Annotated in this window: 25 protein-coding genes; 14 read left to right on the top strand and 11 right to left on the bottom strand. The window is 70.2% G+C overall.

Annotation, left to right across the window (positions count from 1 at the left end):
* The first annotated feature begins 11 nt into the window (after positions 1-11).
* Positions 12-596, top strand: a complete 585-nt coding sequence (locus tag AC07V5_RS09025) for a hemerythrin domain-containing protein (protein WP_495115308.1) — start codon at positions 12-14, stop codon at positions 594-596.
* A 31-nt stretch (positions 597-627) separates the two neighbouring features.
* Here the strand turns inward: AC07V5_RS09025 and AC07V5_RS09030 are convergent, their stop codons facing one another.
* A complete protein-coding gene (locus tag AC07V5_RS09030) occupies positions 628-804 on the bottom strand; it encodes a hypothetical protein (protein WP_495115309.1) in 177 nt (58 codons plus the stop codon).
* A gap of 163 nt (positions 805-967) precedes the next feature.
* Between AC07V5_RS09030 and AC07V5_RS09035 the strand changes: the two genes are divergently transcribed.
* Positions 968-1,711 (top strand): ABC transporter substrate-binding protein, encoded by a 744-nt coding sequence (locus AC07V5_RS09035; protein WP_495115310.1) that lies wholly within the window; start codon positions 968-970, stop codon positions 1,709-1,711.
* A gap of 16 nt (positions 1,712-1,727) precedes the next feature.
* Here AC07V5_RS09035 and AC07V5_RS09040 read toward each other — a convergent pair whose 3' ends face one another.
* Positions 1,728-2,096 (bottom strand): VOC family protein, encoded by a 369-nt coding sequence (locus AC07V5_RS09040; protein WP_495115311.1) that lies wholly within the window; start codon positions 2,094-2,096, stop codon positions 1,728-1,730.
* A gap of 177 nt (positions 2,097-2,273) precedes the next feature.
* Between AC07V5_RS09040 and AC07V5_RS09045 the strand changes: the two genes are divergently transcribed.
* Positions 2,274-2,897 (top strand): hypothetical protein, encoded by a 624-nt coding sequence (locus AC07V5_RS09045; protein WP_495115312.1) that lies wholly within the window; start codon positions 2,274-2,276, stop codon positions 2,895-2,897.
* Between the two features lie 9 nt (positions 2,898-2,906).
* On the opposite strand, the gene AC07V5_RS09050 is transcribed toward AC07V5_RS09045, so the two are convergent.
* The 3 genes from AC07V5_RS09050 to AC07V5_RS09060 form a co-directional block, all read right to left on the bottom strand.
* The gene (locus tag AC07V5_RS09050) at positions 2,907-3,200 is read right to left on the bottom strand and encodes a hypothetical protein (protein WP_495115313.1); all 294 of its coding nucleotides are present in this window, start codon (positions 3,198-3,200) and stop codon (positions 2,907-2,909) included.
* Positions 3,201-3,213: 13 nt separating this feature from the next.
* Positions 3,214-5,763 carry a serine/threonine-protein kinase gene (locus tag AC07V5_RS09055; RefSeq protein ID WP_495115314.1) on the bottom strand — a complete coding sequence of 850 codons (2,550 nt, stop codon included), beginning with the start codon at positions 5,761-5,763 and terminating at the stop codon, positions 3,214-3,216.
* Positions 5,764-5,833: 70 nt separating this feature from the next.
* Entirely contained in the window at positions 5,834-6,382 is a 549-nt protein-coding gene (locus AC07V5_RS09060; protein WP_495115315.1) for an ECF-type sigma factor, read from the bottom strand.
* Positions 6,383-6,472: 90 nt separating this feature from the next.
* Between AC07V5_RS09060 and AC07V5_RS09065 the strand changes: the two genes are divergently transcribed.
* Positions 6,473-6,718: a DUF3297 family protein gene (locus AC07V5_RS09065; RefSeq protein ID WP_495115316.1), complete on the top strand. Its 246-nt coding sequence runs from the start codon at positions 6,473-6,475 to the stop codon at positions 6,716-6,718.
* A 21-nt stretch (positions 6,719-6,739) separates the two neighbouring features.
* On the opposite strand, the gene AC07V5_RS09070 is transcribed toward AC07V5_RS09065, so the two are convergent.
* A complete protein-coding gene (locus AC07V5_RS09070) occupies positions 6,740-7,126 on the bottom strand; it encodes a hypothetical protein (RefSeq protein WP_495115317.1) in 387 nt (128 codons plus the stop codon).
* Positions 7,123-8,484, bottom strand: a complete 1,362-nt coding sequence (locus tag AC07V5_RS09075) for a cytochrome P450 (RefSeq protein ID WP_495115318.1) — start codon at positions 8,482-8,484, stop codon at positions 7,123-7,125. Before AC07V5_RS09075 ends, AC07V5_RS09070 begins: the two co-directional genes overlap by 4 nt.
* 58 nt (positions 8,485-8,542) lie before the next feature.
* Between AC07V5_RS09075 and AC07V5_RS09080 the strand changes: the two genes are divergently transcribed.
* The 6 genes from AC07V5_RS09080 (at position 8,543) to AC07V5_RS09105 (ending at position 14,076) form a co-directional block, all read left to right on the top strand.
* The gene (locus AC07V5_RS09080) at positions 8,543-9,391 is read left to right on the top strand and encodes an AraC family transcriptional regulator (protein WP_495115319.1); all 849 of its coding nucleotides are present in this window, start codon (positions 8,543-8,545) and stop codon (positions 9,389-9,391) included.
* A gap of 52 nt (positions 9,392-9,443) precedes the next feature.
* Positions 9,444-10,247 (top strand): substrate-binding periplasmic protein, encoded by an 804-nt coding sequence (locus AC07V5_RS09085; protein ID WP_495115320.1) that lies wholly within the window; start codon positions 9,444-9,446, stop codon positions 10,245-10,247.
* Positions 10,248-10,292: 45 nt separating this feature from the next.
* Positions 10,293-11,471, top strand: coding sequence for an acetyl-CoA C-acyltransferase (locus AC07V5_RS09090; protein ID WP_495115321.1), 1,179 nt, complete (start codon positions 10,293-10,295; stop codon positions 11,469-11,471).
* Between the two features lie 80 nt (positions 11,472-11,551).
* Entirely contained in the window at positions 11,552-12,199 is a 648-nt protein-coding gene (locus AC07V5_RS09095; protein ID WP_495115322.1) for a LysE family translocator, read from the top strand.
* A gap of 8 nt (positions 12,200-12,207) precedes the next feature.
* Positions 12,208-12,873: an SDR family oxidoreductase gene (locus AC07V5_RS09100; protein WP_495115323.1), complete on the top strand. Its 666-nt coding sequence runs from the start codon at positions 12,208-12,210 to the stop codon at positions 12,871-12,873.
* A 66-nt stretch (positions 12,874-12,939) separates the two neighbouring features.
* Complete coding sequence (locus tag AC07V5_RS09105) at positions 12,940-14,076, top strand: acyl-CoA dehydrogenase family protein (RefSeq protein ID WP_495115324.1); 1,137 nt, start codon at positions 12,940-12,942, stop codon at positions 14,074-14,076.
* A 27-nt stretch (positions 14,077-14,103) separates the two neighbouring features.
* On the opposite strand, the gene AC07V5_RS09110 is transcribed toward AC07V5_RS09105, so the two are convergent.
* Together AC07V5_RS09110 and AC07V5_RS09115 are read right to left on the bottom strand one after the other, a co-directional pair.
* Positions 14,104-14,682 carry a GNAT family N-acetyltransferase gene (locus AC07V5_RS09110; protein ID WP_495115325.1) on the bottom strand — a complete coding sequence of 193 codons (579 nt, stop codon included), beginning with the start codon at positions 14,680-14,682 and terminating at the stop codon, positions 14,104-14,106.
* Positions 14,683-14,994: 312 nt separating this feature from the next.
* The gene (locus AC07V5_RS09115; RefSeq protein ID WP_495115326.1) at positions 14,995-15,939 is read right to left on the bottom strand and encodes a lactate/malate family dehydrogenase; all 945 of its coding nucleotides are present in this window, start codon (positions 15,937-15,939) and stop codon (positions 14,995-14,997) included.
* Between the two features lie 136 nt (positions 15,940-16,075).
* Between AC07V5_RS09115 and AC07V5_RS09120 the strand changes: the two genes are divergently transcribed.
* Both AC07V5_RS09120 and AC07V5_RS09125 read left to right on the top strand, forming a co-directional pair.
* The gene (locus tag AC07V5_RS09120) at positions 16,076-17,005 is read left to right on the top strand and encodes an ABC transporter ATP-binding protein (protein WP_495115327.1); all 930 of its coding nucleotides are present in this window, start codon (positions 16,076-16,078) and stop codon (positions 17,003-17,005) included.
* 10 nt (positions 17,006-17,015) lie between these two features.
* Positions 17,016-18,314 carry an ABC transporter permease gene (locus tag AC07V5_RS09125; RefSeq protein WP_495115328.1) on the top strand — a complete coding sequence of 433 codons (1,299 nt, stop codon included), beginning with the start codon at positions 17,016-17,018 and terminating at the stop codon, positions 18,312-18,314.
* Positions 18,315-18,359: 45 nt separating this feature from the next.
* On the opposite strand, the gene AC07V5_RS09130 is transcribed toward AC07V5_RS09125, so the two are convergent.
* Positions 18,360-23,009: a beta strand repeat-containing protein gene (locus AC07V5_RS09130; RefSeq protein ID WP_495115329.1), complete on the bottom strand. Its 4,650-nt coding sequence runs from the start codon at positions 23,007-23,009 to the stop codon at positions 18,360-18,362.
* 248 nt (positions 23,010-23,257) lie between these two features.
* On the opposite strand from AC07V5_RS09130, the gene AC07V5_RS09135 reads away from it, so the two are divergent.
* Complete coding sequence (locus AC07V5_RS09135; RefSeq protein WP_495115330.1) at positions 23,258-24,328, top strand: helix-turn-helix transcriptional regulator; 1,071 nt, start codon at positions 23,258-23,260, stop codon at positions 24,326-24,328.
* On the opposite strand, the gene AC07V5_RS09140 is transcribed toward AC07V5_RS09135, so the two are convergent.
* Positions 24,306-25,073, bottom strand: a complete 768-nt coding sequence (locus AC07V5_RS09140; protein WP_495115331.1) for a type III pantothenate kinase — start codon at positions 25,071-25,073, stop codon at positions 24,306-24,308. The two genes, AC07V5_RS09135 and AC07V5_RS09140, sit on opposite strands and share 23 nt — an antisense overlap.
* A 121-nt stretch (positions 25,074-25,194) precedes the next feature.
* Between AC07V5_RS09140 and AC07V5_RS09145 the strand changes: the two genes are divergently transcribed.
* Positions 25,195-26,745 carry a methyl-accepting chemotaxis protein gene (locus tag AC07V5_RS09145; protein WP_495115332.1) on the top strand — a complete coding sequence of 517 codons (1,551 nt, stop codon included), beginning with the start codon at positions 25,195-25,197 and terminating at the stop codon, positions 26,743-26,745.
* Positions 26,746-26,801 lie beyond the last annotated feature (56 nt).

Consider the following 26,801-nt stretch of genomic DNA (forward strand, 5'->3'; position numbering starts at 1 on the left):
GAGACGACCGCATGATCTTCGACGCCATCCGCGAAAGCCACGACCTGCAACGCGACCTTTGCCGCAAGCTCACCGCGTCACGCGGTGATATGGCCGCGCGCCAGCTGCTGTTCCTGCAGCTGAAGGTCGAACTGATGGCCCACGCGGCGGCCGAGGAGCGTTTCCTCTACATCCCCTTGCTGATGGAGGACGGCGGCCTCGACGCTTCTCGGCACGCGCTGCATGAGCATCATCAAGTGGACGAACTGCTCGAAGACCTGTCGGTGCGCAACAAGCAGCAGGACGGCTGGATCGCAACCGCGAAGCAGCTCAGCTTCAAGGTCCGCCACCACCTGAAGGAAGAAGAGTCCAAGTTCTTCCATGTCGCCGGCCGCCTGCTGTCGGACACGAAGAAGCAGCAGCTCGCCGGCAAGTACACCCGCGAGATCGTGCGCATGCGCAAGCACTACGCCGCCGAGTACCAGACCGTGGCGGTGTCGGCGGCGACGGGTTTGGTCAAGCCGGCCAAGCCTGCTGCCGACAAGCCGGCGACGCGCGGCACCGCAAGTGCCGGCGCTCAGCTGCGCGGCAAGAGCAAGCCGCGGCGCACGCGCTAGCCAGCCCATCACCGCCGCCGAGCCTGGCTCGTCAGGGCTGTGCTCGGTCGATCGGCACCGGCGACTGCGTCTGCTCATCCGCGAGCGGGCTGCGGCGGGACTCGGCCAGCTCGGTCAGCGCCGGCAGCGTGGCGGCCTTCACCTGGACCGACTGCTCCGCCACCGGCCGCCGGTCGACGACAGGCTTGGGATGTCTGAAGAAGAACATGGATACGACATGGGGTGGGAAGGCGAAACGGCCAGCTAGAGGAAACCCGGAATTCAAGGCGCAGGCGGCCAACCCACGCTCGCGTGTAGGCTCATGCGCCATGAGAACAGTTCCGACAGCATTGCTCGCCCTGTTCATGTCTTTGCTCACCGCCTGTGCCGCCATGCCGACACCTTCCGCCCAAGCGATCGCCGAACTGGCACCCACCGGCCGGCTGCGCGCCGTCATCAATCTGGGCAATCCCATCCTGGCCAACAGGGACCCGGCCACCGGTGAGGCCTCGGGTGTGTCGGTGGACCTGGCGCGCGAGCTGGCAAGGCAGTTGGGTGTGCAGGCGGAGTTGATGGTGGTGAAGTCGGCCGGCGAAGCGGTGGACGCGCTGGCCACCGGCCGGGTGGACGTGGGCTTCTTCGCCATCGACCCCGCGCGCGCCGCGACCACGGCCTACTCGGCGCCCTATGTCCAGATCGAAGGGGCCTACCTCGTGCGCAGCGACTCGCCCTTGCGGGCCAACGAGGACGTGGATCGCCCAGGCACTCGTGTTGCCGTAGGCGCCCGCAGCGCCTACGACCTCTACCTGACGCGCGAACTCAAGGCGGCGACGATAGAGCGCGCACCGACCTCGCCCGAGGTGGTCAGCTTCTTCCTGGCGCAGCAGCTCGATGTGGCCGCCGGCGTAAAGCAGCAGCTGGAAGCGGACGCCGCGCGCAACCCGGGCCTGCGCTTGCTGCCCGGGCGATTCATGGTCATCAACCAGGCCATGGGCATGGCCAAGAGCAAGGCCGCGGGTGCGCGCTTCCTTGCCGCTTTCGTGGAGCAGGCCAAGGCCTCGGCCTTCGTCGCGAAGTCGCTTGAACGGCATCGCATCGAGGGCGCCGCCGTCGCGCCGCCTGCGGCGCGCGACTGAGCGACTGAGCAGCCCTTCAGCTCTGCGTCGGCCTGAACACCCGCACGCGGTGCCCGTCCGGGTCCGCAGTCACGGCCGTGAAGCCGAAGTCCAGGGCCGTGGGCGCCTGCAGCACCGGCCAGCCGGAGGCCTTCCAGGCCGCGACGGCGGCGTTCACTTCGTTGTCGGTGCCCACGGTGATGCCGATCTCCGCGCCACCGCCACGCTGGCCACTCTCGGGCTGCACGTCATGCGCAGCCCAAAGGCCCAGCATGGTCTTGTCGTTGAGCATGAACATCGCGAAGTTCGGGCTTTGCTCAACGGGCTCGCGGCCCAGCAGCGAGCGATAGAAGAGCACGCTCTCGGCGGGGCTGTTCACGTAGAGGATGAGGCAGTCGGGTTGCATGGCAGGTCTCCTGTCGGTGGTGGATGCCCGCATGCTCGGCGCCCGCCGTGACAGGGTGTGTCAGCAGCTCTGCCTGGCACTTTTCACCTTCGACCCGTGATCCCTGCCTGGCCACGGCTGCGTCTTTGATGACGAGTGCGGCATGTCGCTGCGCTTCCAACCTCACTGGAGACCATCATGGCCGCATTGCCCGTCACCATCGCCCTGTCCAAGATCAAGTGCAAGATCGAAACCGACGAAGTCGGCTCGGACGAGCCCTATGTGCTCGTCACCGCCGTCGACCTGAGCAACCCGCTGCTGCCCAACGCCGAGGTCACGCTCTACGGCCCCTGGAGCGACGTCGACGCCGGCGAAACCCATGGCACCCAGCCGCTGCAGCCCGGCGTCAATCCGAGCGACTTTCCCTTCCTCGTCTGGCGCCGCAATGCCTGGGGCCCGTCGGGCTCGGCCAAGGCCATTGCCAACCCGGCGAACGCCATCATCCTCGTGTCCATGATGGAGCACGACGACGGCAAGGCCAGCGCCGCGCGCGAGATCACCAAGGGCGCGGTCGTCAGCTCGCTGGCGGCATCCATGGGCATGACGCGGGCCCAGCGCGTCGCCAAGCTGAAGGCCGACATCAACGGTGCGCTGGCCATCCCCACCGGTGCGCCCAACTTCGACGACCGCGTGGGCACGACGCAGGAGTTCGCGCTCAGCGCCAACCTGCTCAACGTGGCCGCCGGGCCCAAGAGCAAGACGCTGACCATCACCGGCGATGGTGGCAAGTACGAGGTGACGCTGGTGGTCACCAAGGGCTGAAGAGCGCGCCTACTTGGCCGGCGTCTTTTCCAGCGCCGGGCAGACCGTGCTGCCGGGGTCGGGGCACTTGGGCTTCTTGGGCCCGACCTGGGTGGCCGTATTGCCGCTATTGCTGCTGAGGCCACCGCCATTGCCGCCAGCCACGGGTGCCGCACCGGTGTTGGCGGTGGCGGCCTTGGCGGTCGGCGCGCTTGAAGCCTTGGTGGCCGCTGCGGCGCCGGTGGCCGGCGCAACATCGGCTGCCTGGGCAGCCATGGCAGCGCCGAGCAGCGCGCCTGCGAGCAACGAAATGGAAAGCTTCATCACAGCACCTCCGTCAGAAGTCCAGCAAGGCCAGGCCAGGCGGCAGCCCGCCGGCCCTGGACGATAGCAAGCCCGCGAGCCGGGCGCGCACCGCCGTGGCGTCGGCGCGGTCGGCCAGGGCGTTTGCATAGGCATCGAGCGCAGCCGGCGCGTCGGCGTCTCCACCCAGCGCCACGAGCGCACGCAGCCGCAGCCGATCCGGGTGGCCTGGCGGCAGCGTCGCGTCGGCCAGGGCTTGCGCGTCGCGGTAGGCGCTGCGAGCGGGTCCGATGCGGCCAGCTGCTTCGTGGGCCAGGCCCAGCAGGGCCAACGTCGGCCAGCGCTCGCCGTCGCGCGGGCCGAGGCGTTCGTGCTGCGCTGAGTCGGCGCGGGTCAACAGTTGGCTGGCTTCGTCCACACGGCCCTGGCGCAGCGCGGCCTCGCCGAGCAGCGCCCGGCAGCGCTCGGCGGCCGGGCTGCGCGCCGCTTCCAGCTCGGCGAGCAGGGCGCGCAGTTTCGGCTCGGCCGCCGCCACCTCACCGCGGCGCAGCTGCTGGCGCGCGGCCACCAGGCCGATGAGGGCAGCGGCCTCCGTATCCGCGCCGCGCCGGGCCTGCGCCCAGGCGGCCTCGGCCTCGCTGGCGGCTTCGTCACGCAGGCCGTGGTGGAAGAGGGCGGTGGACAGCCAGGTGCGGGTGTAGAGGGTGTTCGCGTCGGCCGGGCCGAGCACCTCGGTGAGCTCCTGCACGCTGGCGCGCAGCAACGGCACGGCGGCCGCGTGGTGGCCCAGCTCCACCTCCATCGTCGCCACCGCCATGCGCGCCTGGGCGGCCACCAGCCGGCCGGCACCGGCGCTGGCATCCACCAGGGCCTGCAGCCAGCGGCGTGCCTCGTCCCAGCGGCCCTGGGCGCGGGCCAGGCCGGCCAGCGCATCGGCCACGCGGCGGTAGCGCTCATGCTGCGTGCCGAAGCGCTCACGCGCACCGCGCTCGGCACGTTCGAGCAGAGGCCGTGCCTCGTCGAGGCGGCCGGCCTCGGTGGCAATCTCGCCCAGATGGGCCAGCGCTGTGATCGTGACGGCATCGTCGCCGGCCGCACCGGGGGGCGGCACCAGGGCGCCCAGCAACTGTTTCGCCTCGTCGGCCTGGCCAAGGCGGCGCCTCGCATTCGCGAGCTGCAGCGCAACGTCGCGCCCGGCCTCACTTCGGCCCTGCAGCTGGGCGTGGGCCAGTGCCAGCGCCTCGGCGGCCAGGGCCATGTCGCCAGACTGGTTCAGCAGCAGGCCCAGCGGCCGGGCCACCTCGGCCAGCAGGGTTGGGTCGCCGGCCAGCCGCCGCTTGGCCTCGGCCCAGCTGCGGCGCAGCAGCTCGATCATTGGCACCGTCGCACTGCCGGTGGCATCGGGGCTGAGGCCGGCGAGCAGCTCGGTCAGCACGCTCTGCACGCGGCGTGTGCGTTCGGCTTCCTGCGTGGCCTCGCGCCATTGCCAGGCGGTGGCGGCCATGCCGGCGAGCAGGCTGGCGAGCACCAGGCCGAGTGCAATGAGCTGCAATCGGTAGCGTCGCGCGAACTTGGCGCCGCGGTAGGCCAGCGAATCGGGCCTGGCGCTGATGGGCTGGTGGTCGAGGTAGCGGCGCACGTCGTCGGCCAATGCGCTTGCGCCGGCATAGCGCTCCTCGGGCCGCGGCTTGACGGCCTTGGCCACGATGAGGGCCAGCTCGCCGCGCAGCGCAGGGCCGGGCTCGCGCTGGCCGGTCAGCAGCAGGCACAGCAGCCGGCCGAGCGCGAACACGTCGGTGGCCGTGCTGACCGGCTCACCGCGCAACTGTTCCGGCGCGGCGTACTCGGGTGTCAGGCCCGCGGGGTTCACCGCTGTCAGCTCGGCACCGGTGTCATCCGCCAGCAGCTTGGCGACGCCGAAGTCCAGCAGCTTCACCTGGCCGTCCGTCGTGACGAGGATGTTGCCCGGCTTGAGGTCGCGGTGCACGACGAGGCGGGCATGCGCATGCGCCACCGCGTCGCCGACCTGCAGGAAGAGGCGCAGCCGTGCGACCTCGCCCAGGTCGTGCGCATCACACCAGGTGTCGATGCGCTCGCCGGGCACCAGCTCCAGCACGAGGTAGCGCGCGCGCGTGGCGCCGAGCAGGGCCTCGCCGATGTCCAGCAGCTGGGCGATGTGGGGGTGGGTCAGCCGCGCCAGCAGCTCACCTTCGCGGCGAAAGCGCGCCTGGGCTGCCTCGCCGCGCCAGGGGCTGTGCAGCAGCTTGATCGCCGCCTCGCCGCCGTGGGCGCCGTCGCTGCGCCGCGCACGCCACACCTCGCCCATGCCGCCGCTGCCCAGCGGTTCGATCAGCGTCCAGGCGCCCAGCACCTGGCCGGCCAGCTCGGGTGCCGTCGGCAACTGAGCCGGCTCGGCGAGGAAGCCGCGGTCCTCTGCCGCACGGTCGGCATGGATGAGCGCCTCCAGCCGCTCGCGTTGGGCGGGCGGCAGTTCGGCCAGCAGCGCCTCGCGCTCCTGCGGGCTCGCGTCCTGCCAGGCGTCGAACGCCGCCAGCGCACCGGCCCGATCAATCGTGGAACTCATCGCACCCTTCGCACTTCGTGCTGTACCGCCAAGCGGGAGCGAGCTTGCTTGGGACCGCCCGGCGCGGCGCTCATGTCTGCAAGGCGTCGAACAAAAAGGCCCGCGCCTTGCGCCAGTCGCGCTTGATCGTCGGCACCGACACGCCCAGCAGCACGGCAATCTCCTCCAGCTCCAGGCCACCGAAGAAGCGCATCTCCACCACCTGGTGGGCGCGGCCGTCGGCGCGCTCCAGCATCTGCAGCACGTCGTCGAGCTTGAGCATGTCGGGCGGCGCGAGTTGCTCCAGTGCGGCGGTGGAGAGCGTCACCTGCGCGCCACCACCGCGCTTGTCGGCATGGCGCTCGCGCACGTGGTCGACGATGACGCTGCGCATGACCTTGCTGGCGTGGGCGAAGAACTGGCCGCGGTGCAGTGCGGCTTCCCGGCCGGCGCTCTTCAGCCAGACCTCGTGGATCAGCGCGGCCGGCTCCAGCGTCATCGGCGCATGGCCGGCGAGGTGGCTGCGCGCCAGGCGCTTGAGCTCGGGGTAGAGCAGCGTGTAGAGGCGATCCCGCGCGTCCGCCTGGCCACCGGCGAGGGCCGTCAGCAACTGGGTGATCTCGCTGGCCTGCTCATTCATGGGCGCGATGCTGCCCCCGAGCGCGCGCTTGCGAAACCCCCTGCTTGGCGCGCGACAATCCTGCTCTGCCTTTTCAGCTCCAAGAATTCCATGTCCGAAGCTTCTCGCCCCGAACTGCCCGACCACCTCAGCGTCGATCCGCGCAGCCCCCACCACGTCGCCGCCGTCTTCGAGCACGACATCGGCATCCGCTTCAACGGCAAGGAGCGCCACGACGTCGAGGAATACTGCATCAGCGAAGGCTGGGTGAAGGTGCCCGCCGGCAAGACGCTGGACCGCAAGGGCCGGCCGCTGTGCATCAAGCTCAAGGGCGTGGTGGAGGCCTTCTACCGCTGAACGCAGGGCGCCGGACCTGCGTTATCGCAGCGACATCAGCACCAGCGCCGCTGCCAGCAGCAACGCAACCCAGGCCGGATGGCGGCCGCGGGTGCTCAGCAGCACGAGGCCACCGCAGGCTGCCAGCGCGGCGGCGATGACCTGCTCGGCGAAGCCGCCCGACGCCGCACGCGCCGCGGGCTGGGCCAACCACAGCAGCAACCCCGCCAAGGCCCAGGCCAGCACGGTCACGACATGCCAGCTGGCCCACAAGATGCGGGTCTGGAAGGCGCGCAGCACCGGGTCACCGCCGGTGGGCACGACCCTGCCCCGGCGCAGATGGCGAAAGATCCGCAACTCGCCCAGCCAGGAATGAACGAGGCCGATGATGAGGACCAGCACCGCGGCGCCGACAAGCCAGTGGTTCAAGATGCGGCCCTCGCTTTCAATTGCAACGTCAGTCCCGACTCCGGCCGCAGCGTGACGGCCATGCGCGGCTTGGGCGGCTCGAGGCTGACGGGCGCCAGCTCGAAGCGCTGCAGCACCAGTGCCGCGATCAGCGTCATCTCCAGCACCGCGAAATGCTGGCCCAGGCACACGCGTGGCCCCAGGCCGAAGGGGATGTAGGCGCCGCGCGGGATCTCGTGCGCCGCCCCCGGCAGGAAGCGCTCGGGCTTGAAGCCCAGCGGCGCGTCAGGCCACCAGCGCGGGTCGCGATGCAGCAGCCAGGGCGTCACGCGCACCAGCGTGCGAGCCGGCAGGCGCACGCCGCCCAGCGTGATGTCGCGCGTCAGCCGCCGCGTCAGCAGGCCGGCCACCGGCGGATACAGGCGCATGGCTTCCTTCAGCGTGGCGCTCAGGTAGGGCAGGGCGCTGGCGTCATCGGCCGTCGGCACGCGGCCGGCCAGCACGGCATCCACCTCGGCGCGCGCCTGGGCCTGCGCCTCGGGGTGGGCGGCCAGCAGCCAGCTCCACCACAGCAGCGCCGTCGCGCTCGTCTCGTGGCCGGCCTGGAAGCTCACCATGCACTGGTCGTACACCTCCTGCGGCGACAGCGACTCGCCCGTGGCTTCGTCGCGCAAAGCCTTCAGCATGCCGAGCAGGTCGGTCCTGCCGTCGTCGCCCGACGTGCGTCGCGCGTCGATGTGGCCCGCCAGCAGCCCGTGCAGCAGCTTGCCGGCGCGGCGCTTGGCGGCCTTGCCGGGCAGGGGCAGCCAGTCGGGCAGCGTGAAGGGCCAGAACATCTCGGCCAGTGCCGTCTCGCTGAGTACCTGCACGGCCTTGGCCGCGGCGGCCGTGTCGTTGCCGATGGGCGTACTGAACAGCGTGCGTGAGATGACATCCATCGTCAGGTGGCTGAAGAGGGCGTCCATGGCGACGTTGCCGGGCCGCACTGCATCCAGCCCCTGCACGGCGGCCTCGGTCATCAGCGCCGCGTAGCCGGCCACGCGTTTGGGTGTGAAGGCCGGCATCAGCATGCGGCGTTGCCGCTGCCAGGTGGCGCCCTCGGTGACGAGCACGGACTGGCCCATCAGCTCGGCGAACACCTCGGGGCCGCGCTTCCAGCGCACCAGCGCGTCGGCGTGGTCCACCATGATGGCGCGCAGCAGCTCGGGGTCGAACACGTCCACGCCGCGCTCGCCCAGGATGGTTTGCGCCACCAGGTCGCCCAGCGGGCGCTGCGCGGAGATGACGGCGAGGTAGTCGCGGCGCATCGCCATCAGCACGGGGAAGCCCCACCAGCGGGTGGGGTGGCTCGGGAGGTCGTTCCAGGTCGTTGCTGTCATGGCCGAATGCTGCGCTTCGCGGGGCGGACGGGTCTTGAACGAATGCGACACTGATCGCATGGATGACGAGCGCACCCGCCTCTGGCTGCCGCCGCTGGCCCTCGCCGGCTGTGTGCGCGGCGTCATGATGCGCGACACCCGCGGGCGCGGCCTCGACGCCTTGCAGCGCGAGAACTACTTCCCCGCGACGCCGCTGGTGCAGCTGTTCTGGTGGGCAGAGGGCAGCAGCGAGTGGTTGGCCACGCCGGGCTTCTCGACACCGCCACCCGACCGCCGCCACGCACCCGTGCTGTTGGGCGGCCCTTTCACGCTGCCCACGCACACGCGCAACACGGGCGATGTCTGGGCCTTCAAGCTGTTGATGCTGCCCGACGCCTTCACCGCGCTGACCGGCCTCGCGCTGGACCGCCACGTCAACCGGGTCGTCGACGTGCACGAGCTGCTGCCGCCCGACTGGCGCGACTGGGCCGATGCCATGTCCGCCGCCCCTGACGACGAGGCGCGGCTGCAGCTGCTCGAAGCCTTCCTGGTGCCGCGCTGGCAGGCGCTGGGCACGCAGCAGCCGGGTCACCGCTATGCGGCCTGGACCGAGGCGCTGGCCGTGCGTGCCGCCACCAGTTCGGCCGGCCGCAGCCTGCGCCAGCTGGAGCGCCGCATCAAGGCCTGGGCAGGTCTGCCGATGCGCGAGCTGCGCGCCGTGTCGCGTGCCGAGAACGCCTTCTGCGCGGTCGTGGCCGCCGAGGACGGTGCGGGCGTGAACTGGGCCGACATCGCCGCCGACAACGACTACGCCGACCAGTCGCACCTGTGCCGCGAGACGCGCCGCCTGACGGGCTTCAGTCCCGAGGACCTGCGCCGCCGCATCCAGGCCGAAGAGGCGTTCTGGGCCTATCGTTTGTGGCGCTGAGCCAGGGTAGCCCCTGCGGCTTTCGCGCGGGTTGCCTGCCTACACTGGGCCGATGCCGAGGTTGTTGATTGTCTTGATGGGCCTGGTGCTGCTCGGCATTGCGCGTGCCTCCGTGGCAGCGCCGGCCTGCCCGCAACCGCTGCGGATCGGCTTCAACGACAGCGCCGCGCCTCCGATGTTGATGGGCCAGGGCGCTGCCTTTGCCGACCCGCCGGGTTGGGAGGTCGACGCCGTGCGCGACGCGCTCAAGCGCATGGGCTGCCCGGCCGACCTCGTGCGCCTGCCCAGCCGCCGCCTCAGCGCGCTGCTGGCCCAGGGCGAGGTCGACATCGCCATGCTTTACGGCACCACGCCCGAGCGGCTGAAGACGATGCGCTTCCCTCTTGATGCCAAGGGACGGCCCGACCTGGCCTGGGCGCCCGTGTTCGGCCATCTGGCGCTGTTCGCTCGCCAGGGCACGCCGCCCAGCCCGGGCTGGGACGGCGGCCAGCTGCCGGCCAACTGGCGGGTCGGCGTGGTGACCGGCTCGGTGCAGGAGACGGTTGCGCGCGAACGCGGCTGGCCGGTCGAGCCCATCAGCGCCTTCGAGCTGAGCCTGACCATGCTGCACGCACAGCGCTTCGATCTGCTGCTGACCAGCCGGGAAGCCCTGTCGGCCGAGCAGCGCACCGGCCTCGTCGAGTGGGCCCTGGCGGCGCGGCTGCCTTTCTTCGCGCCGGTGGCGCCAGCGTTCCTGCAGCGCCATGGCGCCTGGACGCGCACCTTCTGGAAGGAGATCTGCCACGCGGTGCGCCGGCTGGAGCCGGAAGTCCGTCCTGTCGACTGCGGCATCCTGCCTTCGGCTGCAGGGCGTTGAGGCCCGCGCCACAATGGCGGATTCGAGTTACGAATGGAGAACATCATGTCCGACGCAGTCGTCATCGTTTCCGCCGCCCGCACCCCGATCGGCGGCCTGCTGGGTGATTTCGCCGGCCTCGCAGGCTGGGAACTGGGTGCCGTCGCGATCAAGGCTGCCGTCGAGCGCGCGGGCGTGCCGGGCGACTCGGTCGACGAGGTGCTGATGGGCAATTGCCTGATGGCCGGCCAGGGCCAGGCGCCCGCCCGCCAGGCGCTGCGCAAGGCGGGCCTGCCGGACTCGGCCGGCGCCGTCACGCTCAGCAAGATGTGCGGCTCCGGCATGCGCGCCATGATGTTCGGCCACGACATGCTGGCGGCCGGCTCGGCCGAGGCTGTGGTGGCCGGCGGCATGGAGAGCATGACCAACGCGCCCCACCTGATGTTCGCCCGCAAGGGCATCAAGTACGGCGCATCGGCCGTCTACGACCACATGGCCATCGACGGCCTGGAAGACGCCTACGAGCGCGGCAAGGCCATGGGCGTGTTTGCCGAGCAGTGCGTGGCCAAGTACAGCTTCAGCCGCGAGGCCATGGACCAGTACGCCATCACGTCCACCCAGCGCGCCAAGGCCGCCAATGAGAGCGGTGCGTTCGACTGGGAAATGGCGCCCGTCACGTTGAGCTCGCCCAAGGGCGACACCGTCATCAAGTACGACGAGCAGCCCTTCAAGGCCAAGCTCGACAAGATCCCTTCGCTCAAGCCCGCCTTCAAGAAGGACGGCGCCATCACCGCCGCCACGTCGTCAAGCATCTCCGACGGTGCTGCCGCGCTGGTGCTGATGCGCGAGAGCACGGCCAAGGCGCGTGGCCTGCAGCCCATCGCCCGCATCGTCAGCCACGCCGTGCATGCCCAGGCGCCGGAGTGGTTCAGCACGGCCCCCGCCGGTGCCATCCAGAAGGCGCTGGCCAAGGCCGGCTGGCAGGCGGCCGACGTGGACCTGTGGGAAGTGAACGAAGCCTTTGCCGCCGTCACGATGGCCGCCATGGCCGAGTTCAAGCTGCCGCACGACATCGTCAACGTGAACGGCGGCGCCGTGGCCCTGGGCCACCCCATCGGCGCCAGCGGCGCGCGCATCGTCGTCACGCTGCTGGGCGCGCTGAAGGCTCGCGGCCTCAAGAAGGGCCTGGCGGCGCTGTGCATCGGCGGCGGCGAGGCGACCGCACTCGCCGTGGAGATGCTCTAAACCATGAAGCCCCCACGCTCACCAAGTTCGCTGCCCCCCGAGGGGGCGCCATCGCCCTTGGGGCGGCCCGGCGGTCGATGATGCTCGGCACCCACGACCTCCTGCTCTTCGCCGCCACCGTCTTCGTGCTGAACGCCACGCCCGGCGTGGACATGGCGCTGACGGTCGGCACGACGCTGCGCGCCGGCTGGCGCCAAGGGGTGGCCGTGGTGCTGGGCATCAACCTCGGCTGCGTTTTCCACACCTTCGCCGCGGCCTTCGGGCTGGCGGCGCTGCTGGCGACGTCGGCCGAGGCCTTCATGGTCGTCAAGCTCGTCGGCGCGGCCTATCTGCTCTACGTGGCCTGGGGCATGGCGAGGTCGGGCCTGCAGCGCAGCGCGCCGGCAGATGCGGTCGAATCGGCCAAGGCAGCCGCGGCGCCGTCCTTCGCGCGTGGCGTGTGGCAGGGCTTCCTGACCAATGCACTCAACCCCAAGGTTGCGCTGTTCTACCTCGCGCTGCTGCCGCAGTTCATCGACGCTGACGCGCCGCACAAGACGCTGGCCTTCGTGTTCCTGGGCCTGTGGTTCGTCGTGCAGGGCGGGCTGTTCTCGCTCGCGCTGGTGCCGCTCACGGCGCTAGCACGGCACCTGCCGGCCCGGCCCGGCGTGGGCCGCGCGCTCAACCTGGGTGGCGCCGGGCTCTTCACCTTCCTGGCCATGCGCCTGGCGCTGGCCGAGCGTCACTGAGACCCTTCATGAACGTCCTCATCATCGGCGCGTCGCGCGGCCTGGGCCTGGAATTCGTCCGCCAGTACCGCGCCGCGGGCGCCCACATCACGGCCACGGCCCGTGACGACGCGGCGCTGGACCGGCTGCGCGAGCATGGCGCCCGTGGGCTGAAGCTGGACGTGGCCGACGTGGCCAGCGTGGAGGGCCTGGCCCGGCAGATCGAAGGCGAGCGCTTCGACGTCGTCGTCATCAATGCCGGCGTCTACGGCCCCAGCACCACGGGCCTGGACACGCCGACCCTGGCCGACTTCGATGCCGTCATGCACACTAATGTGCTGGGCCCCATGCGCCTGCTGCCGCAGATCGCGGAAAGCCTGGCACCGGGTGCGCGCGTGGCCATCCTCTCGTCCAAGATGGGCTCCATCGGGCTGCGTGCCAGCACCAGCGGCTGGGTCTACCGCGCGTCCAAGGCCGCGGTGAACTCGGTCATGAAGGACGCCTCGCTCGCCCTGGCAGGCAAGGCGACGGTCATCAGCTTTCACCCGGGCTGGGTGCGCACCGACATGGGCGGCTCGGGCGCCGACATCGACGCCGCCACCAGCATCGCCGGCATGCGAACGGTGCTCGCCAGCGTGAAGCCGACGGACACCGGCAGCTTCTTCAACTACGACGGGCAGCGGCTGGCCTGGTAGCCGGCGCCGGCACGGGCGGGCGTTCGACAATAGCGCCACCCCAATGTTTGTCGGAAAGCGCCACCCATGCTCCTCCCCGAAGACCACCTCGCCGTGCAAGACGCCATCCGCGCCTTCGTGCAGGCCGAGATCGCCCCCCACGCCGCGGCCTGGGACAAGAACCACCACTTTCCTGCCGAGCAGCTGAAAGGCCTCGCGGCGCTGGGCTGCTACGGCGTTGCCGTGCCCACCGAATGGGACGGCGCGGGACTGGACTACCTGGCGCTGTCGGTCATCCTCGAAGAGATCGCCGCCGGCGACGGCGGCACGAGCACGGTGGTGAGCGTCAACAACTGCCCGGTCTGCTCCATCCTGATGGCCTTTGCCAACGACGAGCAGAAGGAACGCTTCCTGAAGCCGCTGGCACGCGGCGACATGCTCGGTGCCTTCTGCCTGACCGAGCCCCACGTGGGCTCCGAGGCCGGCGGCCTGCGCACCACCGCTGTCCGTGATGGCGACGATTACGTGCTCAACGGCGTCAAGCAGTTCATCACCAGCGGCAAGCATGGCGACCTGGCCATCGTCATGGCCGTGACGGACAAGGCCGCGGGCAAGAAGGGCATCAGCGCTTTCGTCGTGCCCACGAACGCACCTGGCTACACCGTCGCGCGCATCGAGGAAAAGATGGGCCAGCACAGCAGCGATACGGCCCAGATCCTGTTCGAGAACTGCCGCGTGCCGGCCGCCAACCGCCTCGGCGACGAGGGCCAGGGCCTGAAGATCGCGCTGTCGGGCCTGGAAGGCGGGCGCATCGGCATCGCGTCGCAGTCGGTCGGCATGGCGCGCGCGGCGTTTGAAGCAGCGCTGCGCTACAGCAAGGACCGCGTCACCTTCGGCCAACCCATCTTCAACCATCAGGCCGTGCAGTTCAAGCTGGCCGACATGGCGACGCAGATCGAGGCTGCGCGCCAGCTGATCTGGCATGCCGCCAGCCTGAAGGACGCCGGCCGGCCCTGCCTGAAGGAGGCGGCGATGGCCAAGCTGTTCGCCAGTGAGATGGCCGAGAAGGTCTGCTCCGAGGCCATCCAGATCCACGGCGGCTACGGCTACCTCTCTGACTTCCCGGTCGAGCGCATCTACCGTGACGTGCGCGTCTGCCAGATCTACGAAGGCACGAGCGAGGTGCAGAAGATCCTGATCGGCCGGGCGCTGGCCGCCACCTGATCACAGCCCGCCTTGCGGGCTACGCCATCAAGGCAACCGGGCGAACAGATGCTGGTTGGCAACCAGCTGGTCGTTCTCGGTCTCGCGATGGTGCAGGCAGGCGGGCCGAGCCTTGATCGGCCGCGTCATCAGCGTCAGTCGGTCGGCAAAACCGTCGCAGACCAGACCCTGGGTCTTGGTGCGGAAGCTGCAGTGGCGCCAGAAGGCCAGGGCACCCGTGTTGGACTCCGCCACGCTGATGTACCAGTTCGCGATGCCCGCCCAGCGCCGCGCCTGCTTGCTCAGGCGCTCGACGATCTCGCAGCCCACGTGCTGGTGCTGCAAGGTCTTGGGAACCAGCAGCAACAGCAACGCCGCGCAATCGCTGGTGGGCGCATGCATCGCGACCTGCGCCAGGCCTACCGGTTGCTCGCGTACGAACGCGGCAAAGGTCAGGCGGTGCTGCGGCTCGGTGGTCTCCGGGAATCGGTTCCATAGCGGTGCCGTCGTGTCGGCGCTCGGCAGTCGCCCGAAGTTCTTCAGCTCGTAATCGGGATTGGAAAGAAACAAGCCCGACGCGATGTCGCGGTCGGTGGCGGAATCGGGGTTAAGGCGACGAAGGAACATCGGAGAACAAGGCACTGAGATGACCAGAGAGCATCGCCGGCTCACGTCAACACAAGACGTCTGCGGAGTAAGCAAAACGTAACGCCTGTAGCCCATTCAATCGACCCCTAACTTCACGAAACGGGGAGGGTAGAAATGCTTTTTTTGCGCAGTTGCAGTGAATGCAACTGTCCGGTGCATCGAACCGTTCGTTCGCTTTCTGCAAAACGCTGTTTCGATTCGAATTGCTTGCTGCGCGCATCGTTCTCTGCCCTGCGCGAGTTCCCCGATTTCTCGAAGAGGGCGCCGCGGCTCAACGCGCCTAAGGGGCTTTCAGTGCTCGTTGCACGAGGCGCTGAATAACGCTCCCAGCGATGTGTACGCCTGCGCCAGCACCGCGGCCGATGCGGCCAGCGCCTGCCGTTCGGCCGCATCCATCGCGGGCTCGACGACCTGCACGGCTCCGCCCGCACCCACCAGCGCTGGCAGCGACAGCGCCACGCCCTGCACACCGCACGCCCCAGTCTGCACGCGGCTGACCGGCAGCAGCCGGCGTTCATCGCCTGCGATGCAGCCGATCAACTCGGCCGTCACCAGCCCGATGGCGTGATTGGTGGCGCCCTTGCGCCGGATGACCTCGTAGGCCGCGCGGCGCACCTGGCTGCCCAGCGCGGCTTCCTCTTCGGCCTGCCAGCCAGGCCAGTCGCGCAGGGCCAGGCCGCCCACGCGTGCGCCCGACCAGATCGGAACCGACGAGTCGCCATGCTCACCCACGACGAGGGCGTGGATGGATTGCGTGGACAGCCCCAGCCGCACGGCCAGCCGCTCGCGCAGCCGCGCCGTATCCAGCAGCGTGCCCGTGCCGATGACGCGCTCGGGCGGCAGGCCGCTCGCCTCGGTGACGACGCGGGTCAGCACGTCCACCGGGTTGGTCACGACGATCACGATGCCGCCAAAGCCCGCCAGCGCCTGGCCGATGCCGGCGGCGATGCGCGCGTTGTCGCGCAACAGGTCCAGCCGGCTCTCGTCCGGGCGGCCGTTGCGGCCGGCGGCCAGCACGACGATGTCGGCCTCGCGCATCTGTTCCAGCGCCACGGCGCGCACCGCGCAGCGTGGGTAGAAGGCCGCGCCGTCGGCCAGGTCCAGGGCCTCGCCCTCGGCCACCGCGCCGCGCTCGTCGTGCAGCCAGAGCTCGCGGGCATGGCCTGCCAGCAGCGTGGAGAACGCGACGCTGGTGCCGACCCAGCCCGTGCCGATGATGCCGATGCGTGCCTTCATGCCGGCAGTATGGCGCCGCTGTTCACACCCGTCGCCGTCGATTCGCGCCGGCCGCTGGCCATCCGTCGCAACCCTGTCGGAGGCCGCCAGGGCGCAGGCCTAGCATCCGGCCCACTTGATTCAGGAGACAAGCGGCATGACGAACGAAGTGCTGGTGGCGCGGGGCCTGCGCAAGGCCTACGGTGATCGGGTTGCGGTGCACGAGGTCAGCCTGTCGCTGCGGCCTGGCGAGGTGCTGGGGCTGCTGGGCCCCAACGGCGCCGGCAAGTCCACGACGGTGGGCATGATCTGCGGCCTGACCGTGCCCGATGCCGGCTCGGTGACCCTCTCCGGTGGCGCGAGCCTCACGTCCGACGAAGCAGGCTACAAGCGCCGCATCGGCCTCGTGCCGCAGGACATCGCGCTCTACGAGGAACTGCCGGCGCGCATGAACCTGGAGCTGTTCGGTGCCCTCTACGGCATGCCGCCCGACCTGCTCAAGCGCCGCGCCGACGAGGTGCTGGCCATGGTGGGCCTGACCGACCGCGCCAAGGACAAGCCCTCCACCTTTTCCGGCGGCATGAAGCGGCGCCTGAACATCGCCTGCGCGCTGATCCACGACCCCGAGGTCATCCTGCTCGACGAGCCCACGGCCGGCGTCGACCCGCAGAGCCGCAACGCGATCTTCGACAACCTGGAGTTGCTCAAGCGCGCGGGCAAGGCGCTGATCTACACGACGCACTACATGGAAGAAGCCGAGCGCCTGGCTGACCGCATCGTCATCGTCGACCACGGCCGCGTCGTCGCCAGCGGCACGCAAGCCCAGCTGTTTGCGATGCTGCCGGCCGCGCAGACGCTGCACGTCGAGATCGACGGCGAGCCCGACGATGCCGCGCTGGCGGGCCTGCCCGGCGTGCAGCGCGTGGGCCAGCGGCTGGACGTCCGCGTGACCGACATCGGCCGCGAGACCGGCGCCGTGTTGGCCGCGCTGGCCGAGCGCGGCGTGAAGGTGCGCGGCCTGGCCTCGGCGCGAGCCACGCTCGAAGACGTCTTCCTCCAACTGACCGGCCGCGCCCTGCGCGACTGAGGACCCGACCATGCAAGCCCTTCTCGCCCTCGTCCGTGCAGAGATCAAGCTGCACTTCTCCAACCGCCGCGCGGTGCTGATGAGCATCGTCGCGCCCATCCTCATCGCCGCGTTCTTCGGCAGCCTGTTCGGCAGCAACAGCAAGATGGCCGGCATCCCCATCGGCATCGTCGACCTGGACAAGAGCCCGCTGTCACAGCGCGTCGTCGCGGCGCTGCAGGCCGAGTCCTCGCTCAAGACCACGGTCACCGACGAGGCCGACGCGGTGGCCCAGGTGCGCGCCGGCAAGCTGCGCGCCGTGGCCATCCTGCCGCAAGGCCTGGGCCAGCAGGCCGGCGCCGCGATGTTCGGCGGCGTGCCCAAGCCCGAGATCCAGCTGCACTACGACCCGTCCCAGGCCAGCGCGCTGGCCGTCGTGCGCGGCATGCTGGCGCAGACGCTGATGCAGGAGGTCAGCCGCTCGACCTTCAGCGCCAACAGCCCCGTGCTGGGCAACATGAAGCAGCAGATCGAGAAGGACACCAGCCTCGAACCGGAGCGCCGCGCCGAGCTGGCGCGCATGTTCGACAGCATCGGCGCCGTGCAGAAGCGCGAGGCCGCGCAGCCGCAGGCGCAGGGGACTTCGGCCCCCCAGGCGGGCGGCCTGTCCCTGCCCTACACGACGCGTGAGATCGAGGCCTTGCAGTCCACCGCCAACGCAGCACCCGTGGCCTACAACAGCTACGCGCACTCCTTTGCAGGGATGGGCGTGCAGTTCATCCTGATGAGCGGCGTGGAGCTGGCGCTGGGCCTCTTGCTGATGCGCCGCCTGGGCCTGTGGAAGCGGCTGCGCGCCGCACCGCTGAGCCGCGCCCAACTGCTGGGCAGCCGCATCGCGGCCAGCACGCTGATCTCGTTGATCGTCTTCGCCGTCATCTACGCCGTGGCCATCGCCGCCTTCGGCGTGCGCGTGCTCGGCAGCCCGGCAGGCTTTGCGCTGGTGCTGGTTTGCTTCTCGCTGCTGACGGCCAGCTTCGGCCTGCTCGTGGCGGCGCTGGGCCGCACGCCCGAGGCCACCCGCGGCCTGGCCATCCTGGTCACGCTGCTGATGGTCATGCTCGGCGGCGCCTGGGTGCCGGCCTTCATCTTCCCGGAATGGCTGCAGACCCTGTCGCTGGGCGTGCCCACGCGCTGGGCGGTGGATGCGCTGGACGCGATGACCTGGCGCGGGCAGCCGTTCGCCGAAGCGTTGCTGCCCAGCGGCGTGATGCTGGGGTTCAGCGCGGTGTTCGGGCTGATTGCGATCTGGCGTTTCCGCTGGGAAGAGTGAGCGGCGCGCTCACCGGCCGCCCAGCGGAATGCCGTCATCCGCAGCTCAGGCCTTGCGGCGCCTCTGCAACCAACCGCCCAACCCCAGGCCCATGGCGAACAACGCCCACGTCCCCGGCTCCGGCACGGCCTGGGCCTGGAACACCGCCCCGCCGTCGGCGCTGAAGTTGAACGACGAGAACTGATAGGCCCCGCTGCTTGCCGAATAGCTCGCCCCACCCAGCAGCGTGTGGTCCAGCCCGGTGCTGCCTTGCCTCAGGAAGCTGTCGATCTGGAACCCGCCGCTGGCCTGGAAGGCATTCGGGTCCGTCGCGCCGAGGAAGCGGAACTCGATCTGCACGCCCCCCAGGCTCACGCTGCTCCCGGCGTCGAAGACCAGCTGATCGGTGACGAAGCCGCCATGCCCGTCGGACTCGACCTCCAGCACGAACTTGCCACCGGCCTGGTTGTCGAAGCTGCCCTGCACGTGCAGCGTGCCGGGTGAGTTGCCCGGGCTGAAGATGCCGCGGTTGATGACGCTGCCGATCAACGTGCCGGTGCCGCCCACATAGCCCTTGGCGCCGATCTCGATGGTGTTGGCGGTAACGCTGCTGGTGTCGTTGACGATCAGCGTCGCGACGCCGCCATCACCGTCGCGTGAGGCACTCACGCCGACGTAGCCGGCTTGCACCGTCGAGCCACCGCTGAGGTTGAGCACGCCGGTCGAGCCGGGCTTCCAGCCGACGACGACACCGCCATTGCTGCCGACGTCGAGCGTGCTGCCGTTCTCGAAGCTGGCCAGGCCGCTGCCGTTGTAGCCAATGACGGCGGCCGTGACGCCCGGTTGGCCGCTGACCTGCACGGTCGATGCCCGCACCACCAGGCTGCCGTTGCCACCCGGCGCGCTGTTGGCGCCGCCGATGAGCAGCAGGGCACCCTGGCTGCCCGCGTTGCTGATCGTGACGTTGGAACCATTGGCCAAGCGCACGCTGCCCAGCGAGCCGGTACCCAGGCCGATGCCCAGCGTCGCGCCGATGGGGCTGCCGCTGTGCTCGCCGGTCAGCGTGAGCGTGGACGCGTTCATCTGCAGCGCGCCGACGCCGCCTTGCAGGCCCACGTTCAGCAGCGTGGTGTCCAGCGCCGCGCCCGCACTCAGGTTGAGCGCGCCGGTGCCGCCCGAGTTGCGGCCGACATAGACGGCGGCGTCGGTGCCAGCCACGCTCACCCTGGAGCCCGCACCGCTGACGTTGACCGTGCCGCTGCCGTTGAGGCCGCTGATGTTCTGCCCGATGGTCATGCGCGTGTTCGCGACCTGGCCCGGCACCGAGGTGCCACGGCCGTTCAGCAGCAGCTGGCCGCCGCCGGTGATGTCCACCGTGCCCGCGCCGCCCCAGCCGATGTTGGCCTGGGGCAGGTCGAAGGCGCCGGCTGCGCTCTGCGGGCTGACGAGGCTCAGCAGGCTGCCCGCACCGTCGATGCGCAGCGCGCCGACCGTGCCGGCGACGGTGTCGCCCGAGGCGACGTACAGGCGTGGCATCCAGGAGTCCATGCTGACGACGGCGCCATGGGTGATGGAGGCGGTGCCGATGCCGCCCTGGCGGCCCACGAAGAGGTCGGCGAAGCGGCCGCCGAAGTCGATGCGGCTGCCGCTGCCCGTCACGCTCAGCGTGCCGGTGGAACCGGTGTTGCTGACCTGCAGGCGGTTGATGCCGTCGATGGCGCCGCCGCTGCTGATGGCCAGGCTGGACGTCGCACCGGTGCGGCCAATCCACAGCCCTGCGTTGCTCGTCGTGCCGTAGACGATCTTGGAGCCGGCACCGCTGACGCTCATGCGGTTGACGCCGCCGTTGGCACCCAGCTGGATGAAGGCGGCCGTGTTGGCATCGGCCGTCAGCAGCAGTTGCCCGCCGTCGGCGATCTGGATGTCGGTCAGCGTGTTGGCGGCAGCGCCCAGGCCGCTCATGAAGCTGGCGGCGCTGCCGTTGGCGCCGCTGACCTGCCAGACCGAGCCCGCGCCCTTCACGCGGATTTGCGCGACGACGCTCTCGCTGCCGTCTGCGGCAGATCCGGTGGGGCCACTGGCGATGCTGACCATCTCGGTTTCGAGCCGCCCGCCGGCCAGCACGTTGACCCGCGCCAGGCTGCTGCCGCCCGGCACGCCAATCGTCCACGGCGTGTCCGGCGGTGCGGTCGCATAGGCCTGGCCGACATTGAAGCCGCTCAGGAAGCGCGCCTTGCTGCCTGCGCCGGTGACCGTGAGAGCACCGTCGTCGCCGGCGTTGTTTGCGATGAACACGCCGCACCAATGGCCCGTGCAGGCCGCCGCGTTGACCGTGCCGTCCAGCAGTGCACCGCCCGAGACGACGACGCCACCTCTGTTGATGGACATGCGGTGCCAGTCCAGCGCATCCAGCTCGACCTTGCTGCCGGCGCCGTCGATGACGACCTGGCCGCTGCTCGTGGTGTCGTAGCCATTGCCGACCTGCAGCGAGAACGCCGAGGCCGCTCCGCCGTTGAGGACATCGAGCCGGCCCCGGCCCTGGGTGCCGACGTTGAGCTGGCCAACGAAGCTGCCGCTGCGGTCCGTCGTCAACAGGCTGCCGGCACCGCTGATCAGCAGGCTGCCGTCGCCCCCGCTGCCGACGTTGACAGAGCGCGCGCCGCTGACCTGCCCGCCGCTGAGGATCTCGACACGGCCGGTGGCGTTCGTCTCACCGATGTTCAGGTAGCTCCAGTTGCTGCCGGTCTGGACGACGGCGCCGCCGTCCTTGACCTGCAGCAGTGCCGTGCCGCCCGCGTTGTTGGCGACGACCAGGCGCGAGGTGTCGCCGTCGATCTCGAAGCGCGAACCAGCGCCGCGCACCGTCGTCACGCTGCTGCCGCCACCAGCGGTCGGATCGCCCGGGGCGTAGCGGCCGGCGGTCAGGTCAGCCGCGGCGTTGCGGCCGGCGGGCGCTTGCAGGCGCAGCAGGCCGCCATTGCTGATCTCCAGCGTGCTGACCGCGCCCCGCGTGCGGGCAAGGTTGAGGTTGGCGTCGCGGTTGGACAGCGCGCTGCCGGTGACCAGCAAGGTCGAGCCCGTGCCGTCGACGACGACGTCGGCAAAGCTTCGCTCGCCGCCACCCTGGGCGGTGCTGAGCCAGCCGCCGACGTTGAAGACCTCGGTCACCAGCCTGCCGCCGGCCAGCACCTCGACGCGGGCCTGCGTGGTGCCGTTGAGCTCACCGCCGGTCCAGCCGTCGGTGGCTTGCCGGGCGACGACGATTTCGCCAACGTTGAAGTCGCTCAGGAAGCGTGCTTCGCTGCCCGCGCCCGTCACGGTGAAGTGCCCCGTGCTGCCGGCCAGCCAGCCCACGCTGTTACCGCACCAGCGGTTGACGCATGCTGCCGCGTCGGTGGTGGCGTCCAGCAGTGCGCCACCGCTGACCGTCAGCCTGCCATTGCCCGCGTTGCCGACGGTGAGCCGGTGGGTGTCCAAGCCGTCTATCTTGATGAGGCTGCCGGCGCCGTCAAGCGTTACCACGCCCGTGCTGCTCACGGTGCCCACTGCGATGCCCAGCGCGCCCACGTTCAGCCGACCGCCGTTGCTGATGTTGAGCGTGCCGTTGCCGTTATTGCCCACATGCATGTGAGCCTGGGAGAACTCGGCCGAGCCACCGTTCAGGTTCAACGTGGCGGTGCCGCCGTTGAGGCCGACCTGCACCCAGTACCCGCCGCCGATCTTGCCGCCGTTCGTCACGTCCAGCAGCGCCGTGCCACCCTCGGCCATGTGGAAGTAGCCCTGGTTGGCATCGCCCGTCAGCCACAGGGCCGCATTGCTGCCTGAGACGCTGCCGGTGAAGCTGCCGCCGTTGCCCAGGCGCAGGCCGTAGTTGTGGCCCGCGTCGCCCTGCACCTCGAAGCGGCCGCCGCCCGAGACGGCGAGTGAGGCCGTTGCGCGTGCACCGGAGGCGAAATCCGCCCGCGCATCGCTGCCGTTGATAGCGTTGGCGTCAACCAGCCAACGCGAACCGCTGCCGTCCACCAGCACGTTGGCCACGCTGTGTTCGTTGCCATTGCCGCCGGGTGTCGTACGGGTCACGCCGGCGTTGACTTCGTTGCTGCGCAGGAGGCCGCCCGCCAGCACTTGAACCTGCCCGGTCGCGGTGCCGCCCGCGACGCCGAACCCGTTCTCGCCGACGCCGGCATTGCCCATGATGAGAGGGCCGAGCAGGCGCGCCTCGCTGCCGGTGCCGCTGACGAGCAGCGCACCGGACGACCCGGTCGCGTCGCCGATGAACGTGCCGCAGAAGCGGTAGCTGCTCAGACAGTTGTTGGCCTGGTAACGCCCGTCCAGCAGCGCGCCACCGGTCACGCTGATGCTGGCCGCGCTGCCGGCGCCGATGGTGAGTCGCGCCTTGTCGCCGGGGCTGTTCAGCTGCAGCACGGTTCCCGAGCCATCGAGCAGGACGGTCGCCGAATGACTCTGGCCGAGATAGAGGCTGCCCAGGCTGACCTGACTGCCGGCATCGGCGCTGAGGGCAGCGGAGGCGCCCGCGCCAAACCAGATCTCGGTGCTCGGCAGCATCAGGTTGGCACCGCTGATGAAGGCTGCTCCGCCTGGATTGCTGAAATACGGCCCCGTGACAACGACCGCCGACCCGGCGGGCGTGGCGATGCCGAGCAAGGCTGCGGCGACGGCCAGCGCGATGCGATGGCGGGAATGTGTGTTTTTCATGGGGCCCCCTTGAGTTCGCTTGAATTGGAGTCAGGCCCCGGTTGCCGGAGCAAGCGCCCGGGGCGCGATACCCCCTGGCAAGGGGGCACGATGCCGGGTCAGGCCTTGCCCGGCATCCTCAAGAGTGGTGAGTCGCCCGCGGCCGCCGCTCGGGAAAATCCCGAGCATGAAACGGCCCCCACGCTCGCTCTGCTCGCTGCCCCCCGAGGGGGCGCGTCAGTGGCTTCGGGCGGCCGGGCGCCACTGACATGACCCCGAAGAAGTCCCGCGAGCTGAGCCGCCTGCGCGAGCTGTGTGCGCTGGACCTGCCCACGCCCCTGGTCATGCCGGCGCTGCTGGCCGAGCTGCACGCCCTGGTGCCGTCCAGCCGCAACCTCTTCGACTGGTGCGACGGCGATGGCGCGTTGACGCGCTACTGCATCGAGGGGCCGGTGGATGAAGCCATCGCCCGGCTCTATTTCGACGAGTTCCACAACAAGCGCGAGGCCGAGGCCATGCCCTCCTTCGCGCAGGCCCTGGGCTCGGGCGCCGTGCTGAACAGCGCCGTCCAGCTGGATACGGCGCGCTTCCTCCGCTCGGCGCTGTATGCCGAGATCTGGCGGCCGCAAGGCTTTCGCTATCGGGTCGAGCTGATCGTGCGCTCGAGCGCTGGCCGGCCGCTGGGCTCGCTGGTGCTCTACCGCGCGCCCGGCGACCCCTGCTTCACGGCCGCCGAGGAGGCGCGGCTGCTGCCGCTGCTGCCCCATCTGGCCCAGGCGTTGTCGCGCGACGGCGTGCCGCGCTGCGCGCCCGAGCATTGGCAGCCGGCACCCGACGCGGCCGAGGTGATGCTGCTGGACGATGTCGGCCGGCTGCGCCATGCCAGCGCCGGCGCCAGGCGCCTGCTGCTGCTGGCTGGCCCGGGGCCGGGTGCGCAGCGGGCGTCGCCCACCGACGCCGTGCTCGCGGCCCTGCATGTGGGCGCGCGCCATGGCCCGCTCACGCAGTGGGTCGACAGCCCCTGGGGGCGCTTCGAGTTCCATGCCCAGCGGTTGGACGCCGTCGACGGCGCTGCGCCCTGCTGGACGCAGGTGCAGTTGCGCCGCTTCGAGCCGCGCGAGCTGGCCGACGAGCGCCGGCTGCGTGGCTTCGAGCTGTCCAGCGGCCAGGCCGCCGTCGCGCGGTTGCTGCTGCAGGGCTTGGCCCACACCGAGGTCGCCCAGCGGCTGGCCATCGCGCCCAGCACCGTTGTCGACCACACGCGCAAGCTCTACCAGCGCCTTGGCGTACGTTCTGCGCGGGAGCTGGTGGAGCGGATCAGGTCCGCGGGGCCGAATTGATCGCCAGCAGCCCGTCGAAGATCAGTCCTTCGACCAGCTCGTGAGGCGCGTCCAGCGCCGGGGCCACCTTCCAGCCGGCGCCCCCCGTCATCAGCAGCAGGGGTGCGCAACCTTCGCGCTTGGCCAGCAGGCGGTGCATGCGTTCGATGGCGCCGGTGATGGCGAAGGTGCCGCCGGTCGTCAGCGCGTCGCTGGTGTTGGTGGGGAAGTCACGCACCTCGCCGGTGGGCACACGCAGGCCGGCCGTGCCGCCTTCCAGCGCGCGCAGCATGATGCCGTGGCCCGGCAGGATGAGGCCGCCGAGGAACTGGCCGTCGGTGGACAGCGCGTCCACGGTGACCGCCGTGCCCACCATGACGGTCAGCACCGGCCCCGTGAAGCCGCGCATGCGGGCGTGGGCATGGGCGCCGATGACGGCCACCCAGCGGTCAGCACCCAGGCGGGTGGGGTGGTCGTAGCCATTCGTCACGCCGGCGGCCTCGGCGGCGGGCACGACCCAGCGCGGCGTCAGGTCCCAGTGGTCCATCTGCTCCTCGACGCGACGGCGCACGGCATCGCCGGCGACGTTGCTGCCCAGGATGCGTGCCGGCGGGGCCAGGCCTTGCCAGTCCTCGTCGGCAAGCCGGTCGATGTTCTCCAGGAAAACCGCGCCGTGCTGCAGCGGCTGGCTGCCGGGCTCGGCGCCCTCCGCATAGACGGCCCACTTGAGCCGGGTGTTGCCGATGTCGATGGCCAGAAAGCTCATGGTGGGCTGTGGCGTGAACGATGCCGCGAGCCTACCAGCAGGTTTTCACGTTCTGTTGCAGGTTTCTGCTTCAATCGAGAGCTGCCTTCAGACCCGTAATTTCCCTAACAGGAGCACCTCCATGCTGCGACGCCTGCGCATCCAAGCCCGCCTCTGGCTGGCCTTCGGCATCATCCTTGCCATGACTGCGCTGCTGGTGGCCGTTGGAGGCTTCGGCCTGAACGTCTCGCAGAAGGCCATCCAGGGCATCACGCAGAAGCTGATCCCCACGTCCAACATCACGGTGGCCGCACGCAGCCACCTGCTGCAGAGCAAGACGGCGACGTCCACCCTCGTGGCCTCCATCTTCAACAAGGAAGGCACGGCCCGCGCCAAGAAGGAGTGGGACACCGCCCAGACAGGCCTGGACAAGGCCATGGATGACTTCGGCGCGATGGCGACCGAGGACAAGGGCAAGGAAGCCCTGGTCAAGTTCCGCGCGCTGATGGCCGACTACCGCAAGGCCGTGCGGCCGGCCGCCGAAAAGCTCGTCGCCGACGGCTATGCCGACGCGCAGGCGGCCTTCGAGGACATGAAGGCGGCCGATGCCGCCTACGACCCCGCGCTGGCGATGCTGAACGGCATCGAGGCCGACCTGAAGAAGCGCGGCGACGACATCTTTGCCAAGGTCGATGGCCTGGTCAGCAGCGTCTTCACCGGTTTCATCATTGCCTTCGTCGTCTGCATCGTCGTCGGTGGCCTGCTGGCGGTGCAGATCTCGCGCTCCATCATCGGCCCGCTGATGGCCGCCAAGCGCTTTGCCGAGCGCATGGCCGATGGCGACCTGTCGCGTGCGCCCGAGGTGCGCGGCAACGACGAGTCCGCCGAGATGATGCAGGCGCTGGCCGCCATGCAGAAGTCGCTGTCCGAGATCGTCGGCCAGGTGCGCGAGTCTGCCGAGAGCATCCAGGTCGCCTCGAGCGAAGTGGCCAGCGGCAACATGGATCTGTCGCAGCGCACCGAGCAGACGGCGTCCAACCTGCAGCAGGCGTCCAGTTCGATGACGCAGCTGACCGGCACCGTCAGCCAGAGCGCCGACTCGGCGATGACGGCCAAGCAGCTCGCCGGCGCCGCCGCCGAGACGGCCGGCCGTGGCGGCGCGGTGGTGTCGCGCGTCGTCAGCACCATGGGCGAGATCAACACCGCCAGCAGGAAGATCGCCGACATCATCGGCACCATCGACGGCATCGCTTTCCAGACCAACATCCTGGCGCTGAACGCCGCCGTGGAAGCGGCGCGCGCGGGTGAGCAAGGCCGAGGCTTCGCCGTCGTGGCCGGCGAGGTGCGCCTGCTGGCCCAGCGCTCGGCCGAAGCGGCGCGCGAGATCAAGGCGCTGATCGGCGCCAGCGTCGAGCGCGTCGAGGCGGGCACCAACCTCGTCAACGATGCCGGCACGACGATGACCGACATCGTCGGCTCCGTGCAGCGCGTGACCGACATCATTGGCGAGATCAGTGCCGCCGCCGTCGAGCAAAGCCAAGGGCTCCGCCAGGTCAACGGCACCGTCACCGAACTGGATCAGATGACGCAGCAGAACGCTGCGTTGGTGGAAGAGTCCGCCGCGGCCGCTCAGTCGCTGAAGGAGCAGGCCGTGCGCCTGGCCGGCCTGGTGAGCAGCTTCAAGCTGAGCTGATCCGCACGCTCCCTGAACGCCGCCGCGGCGGCCTGATACTGCGGCCGTCCGCCACC

It is taken from the genome of Roseateles sp. GW821-FHT02E12 (assembly GCF_059421665.1).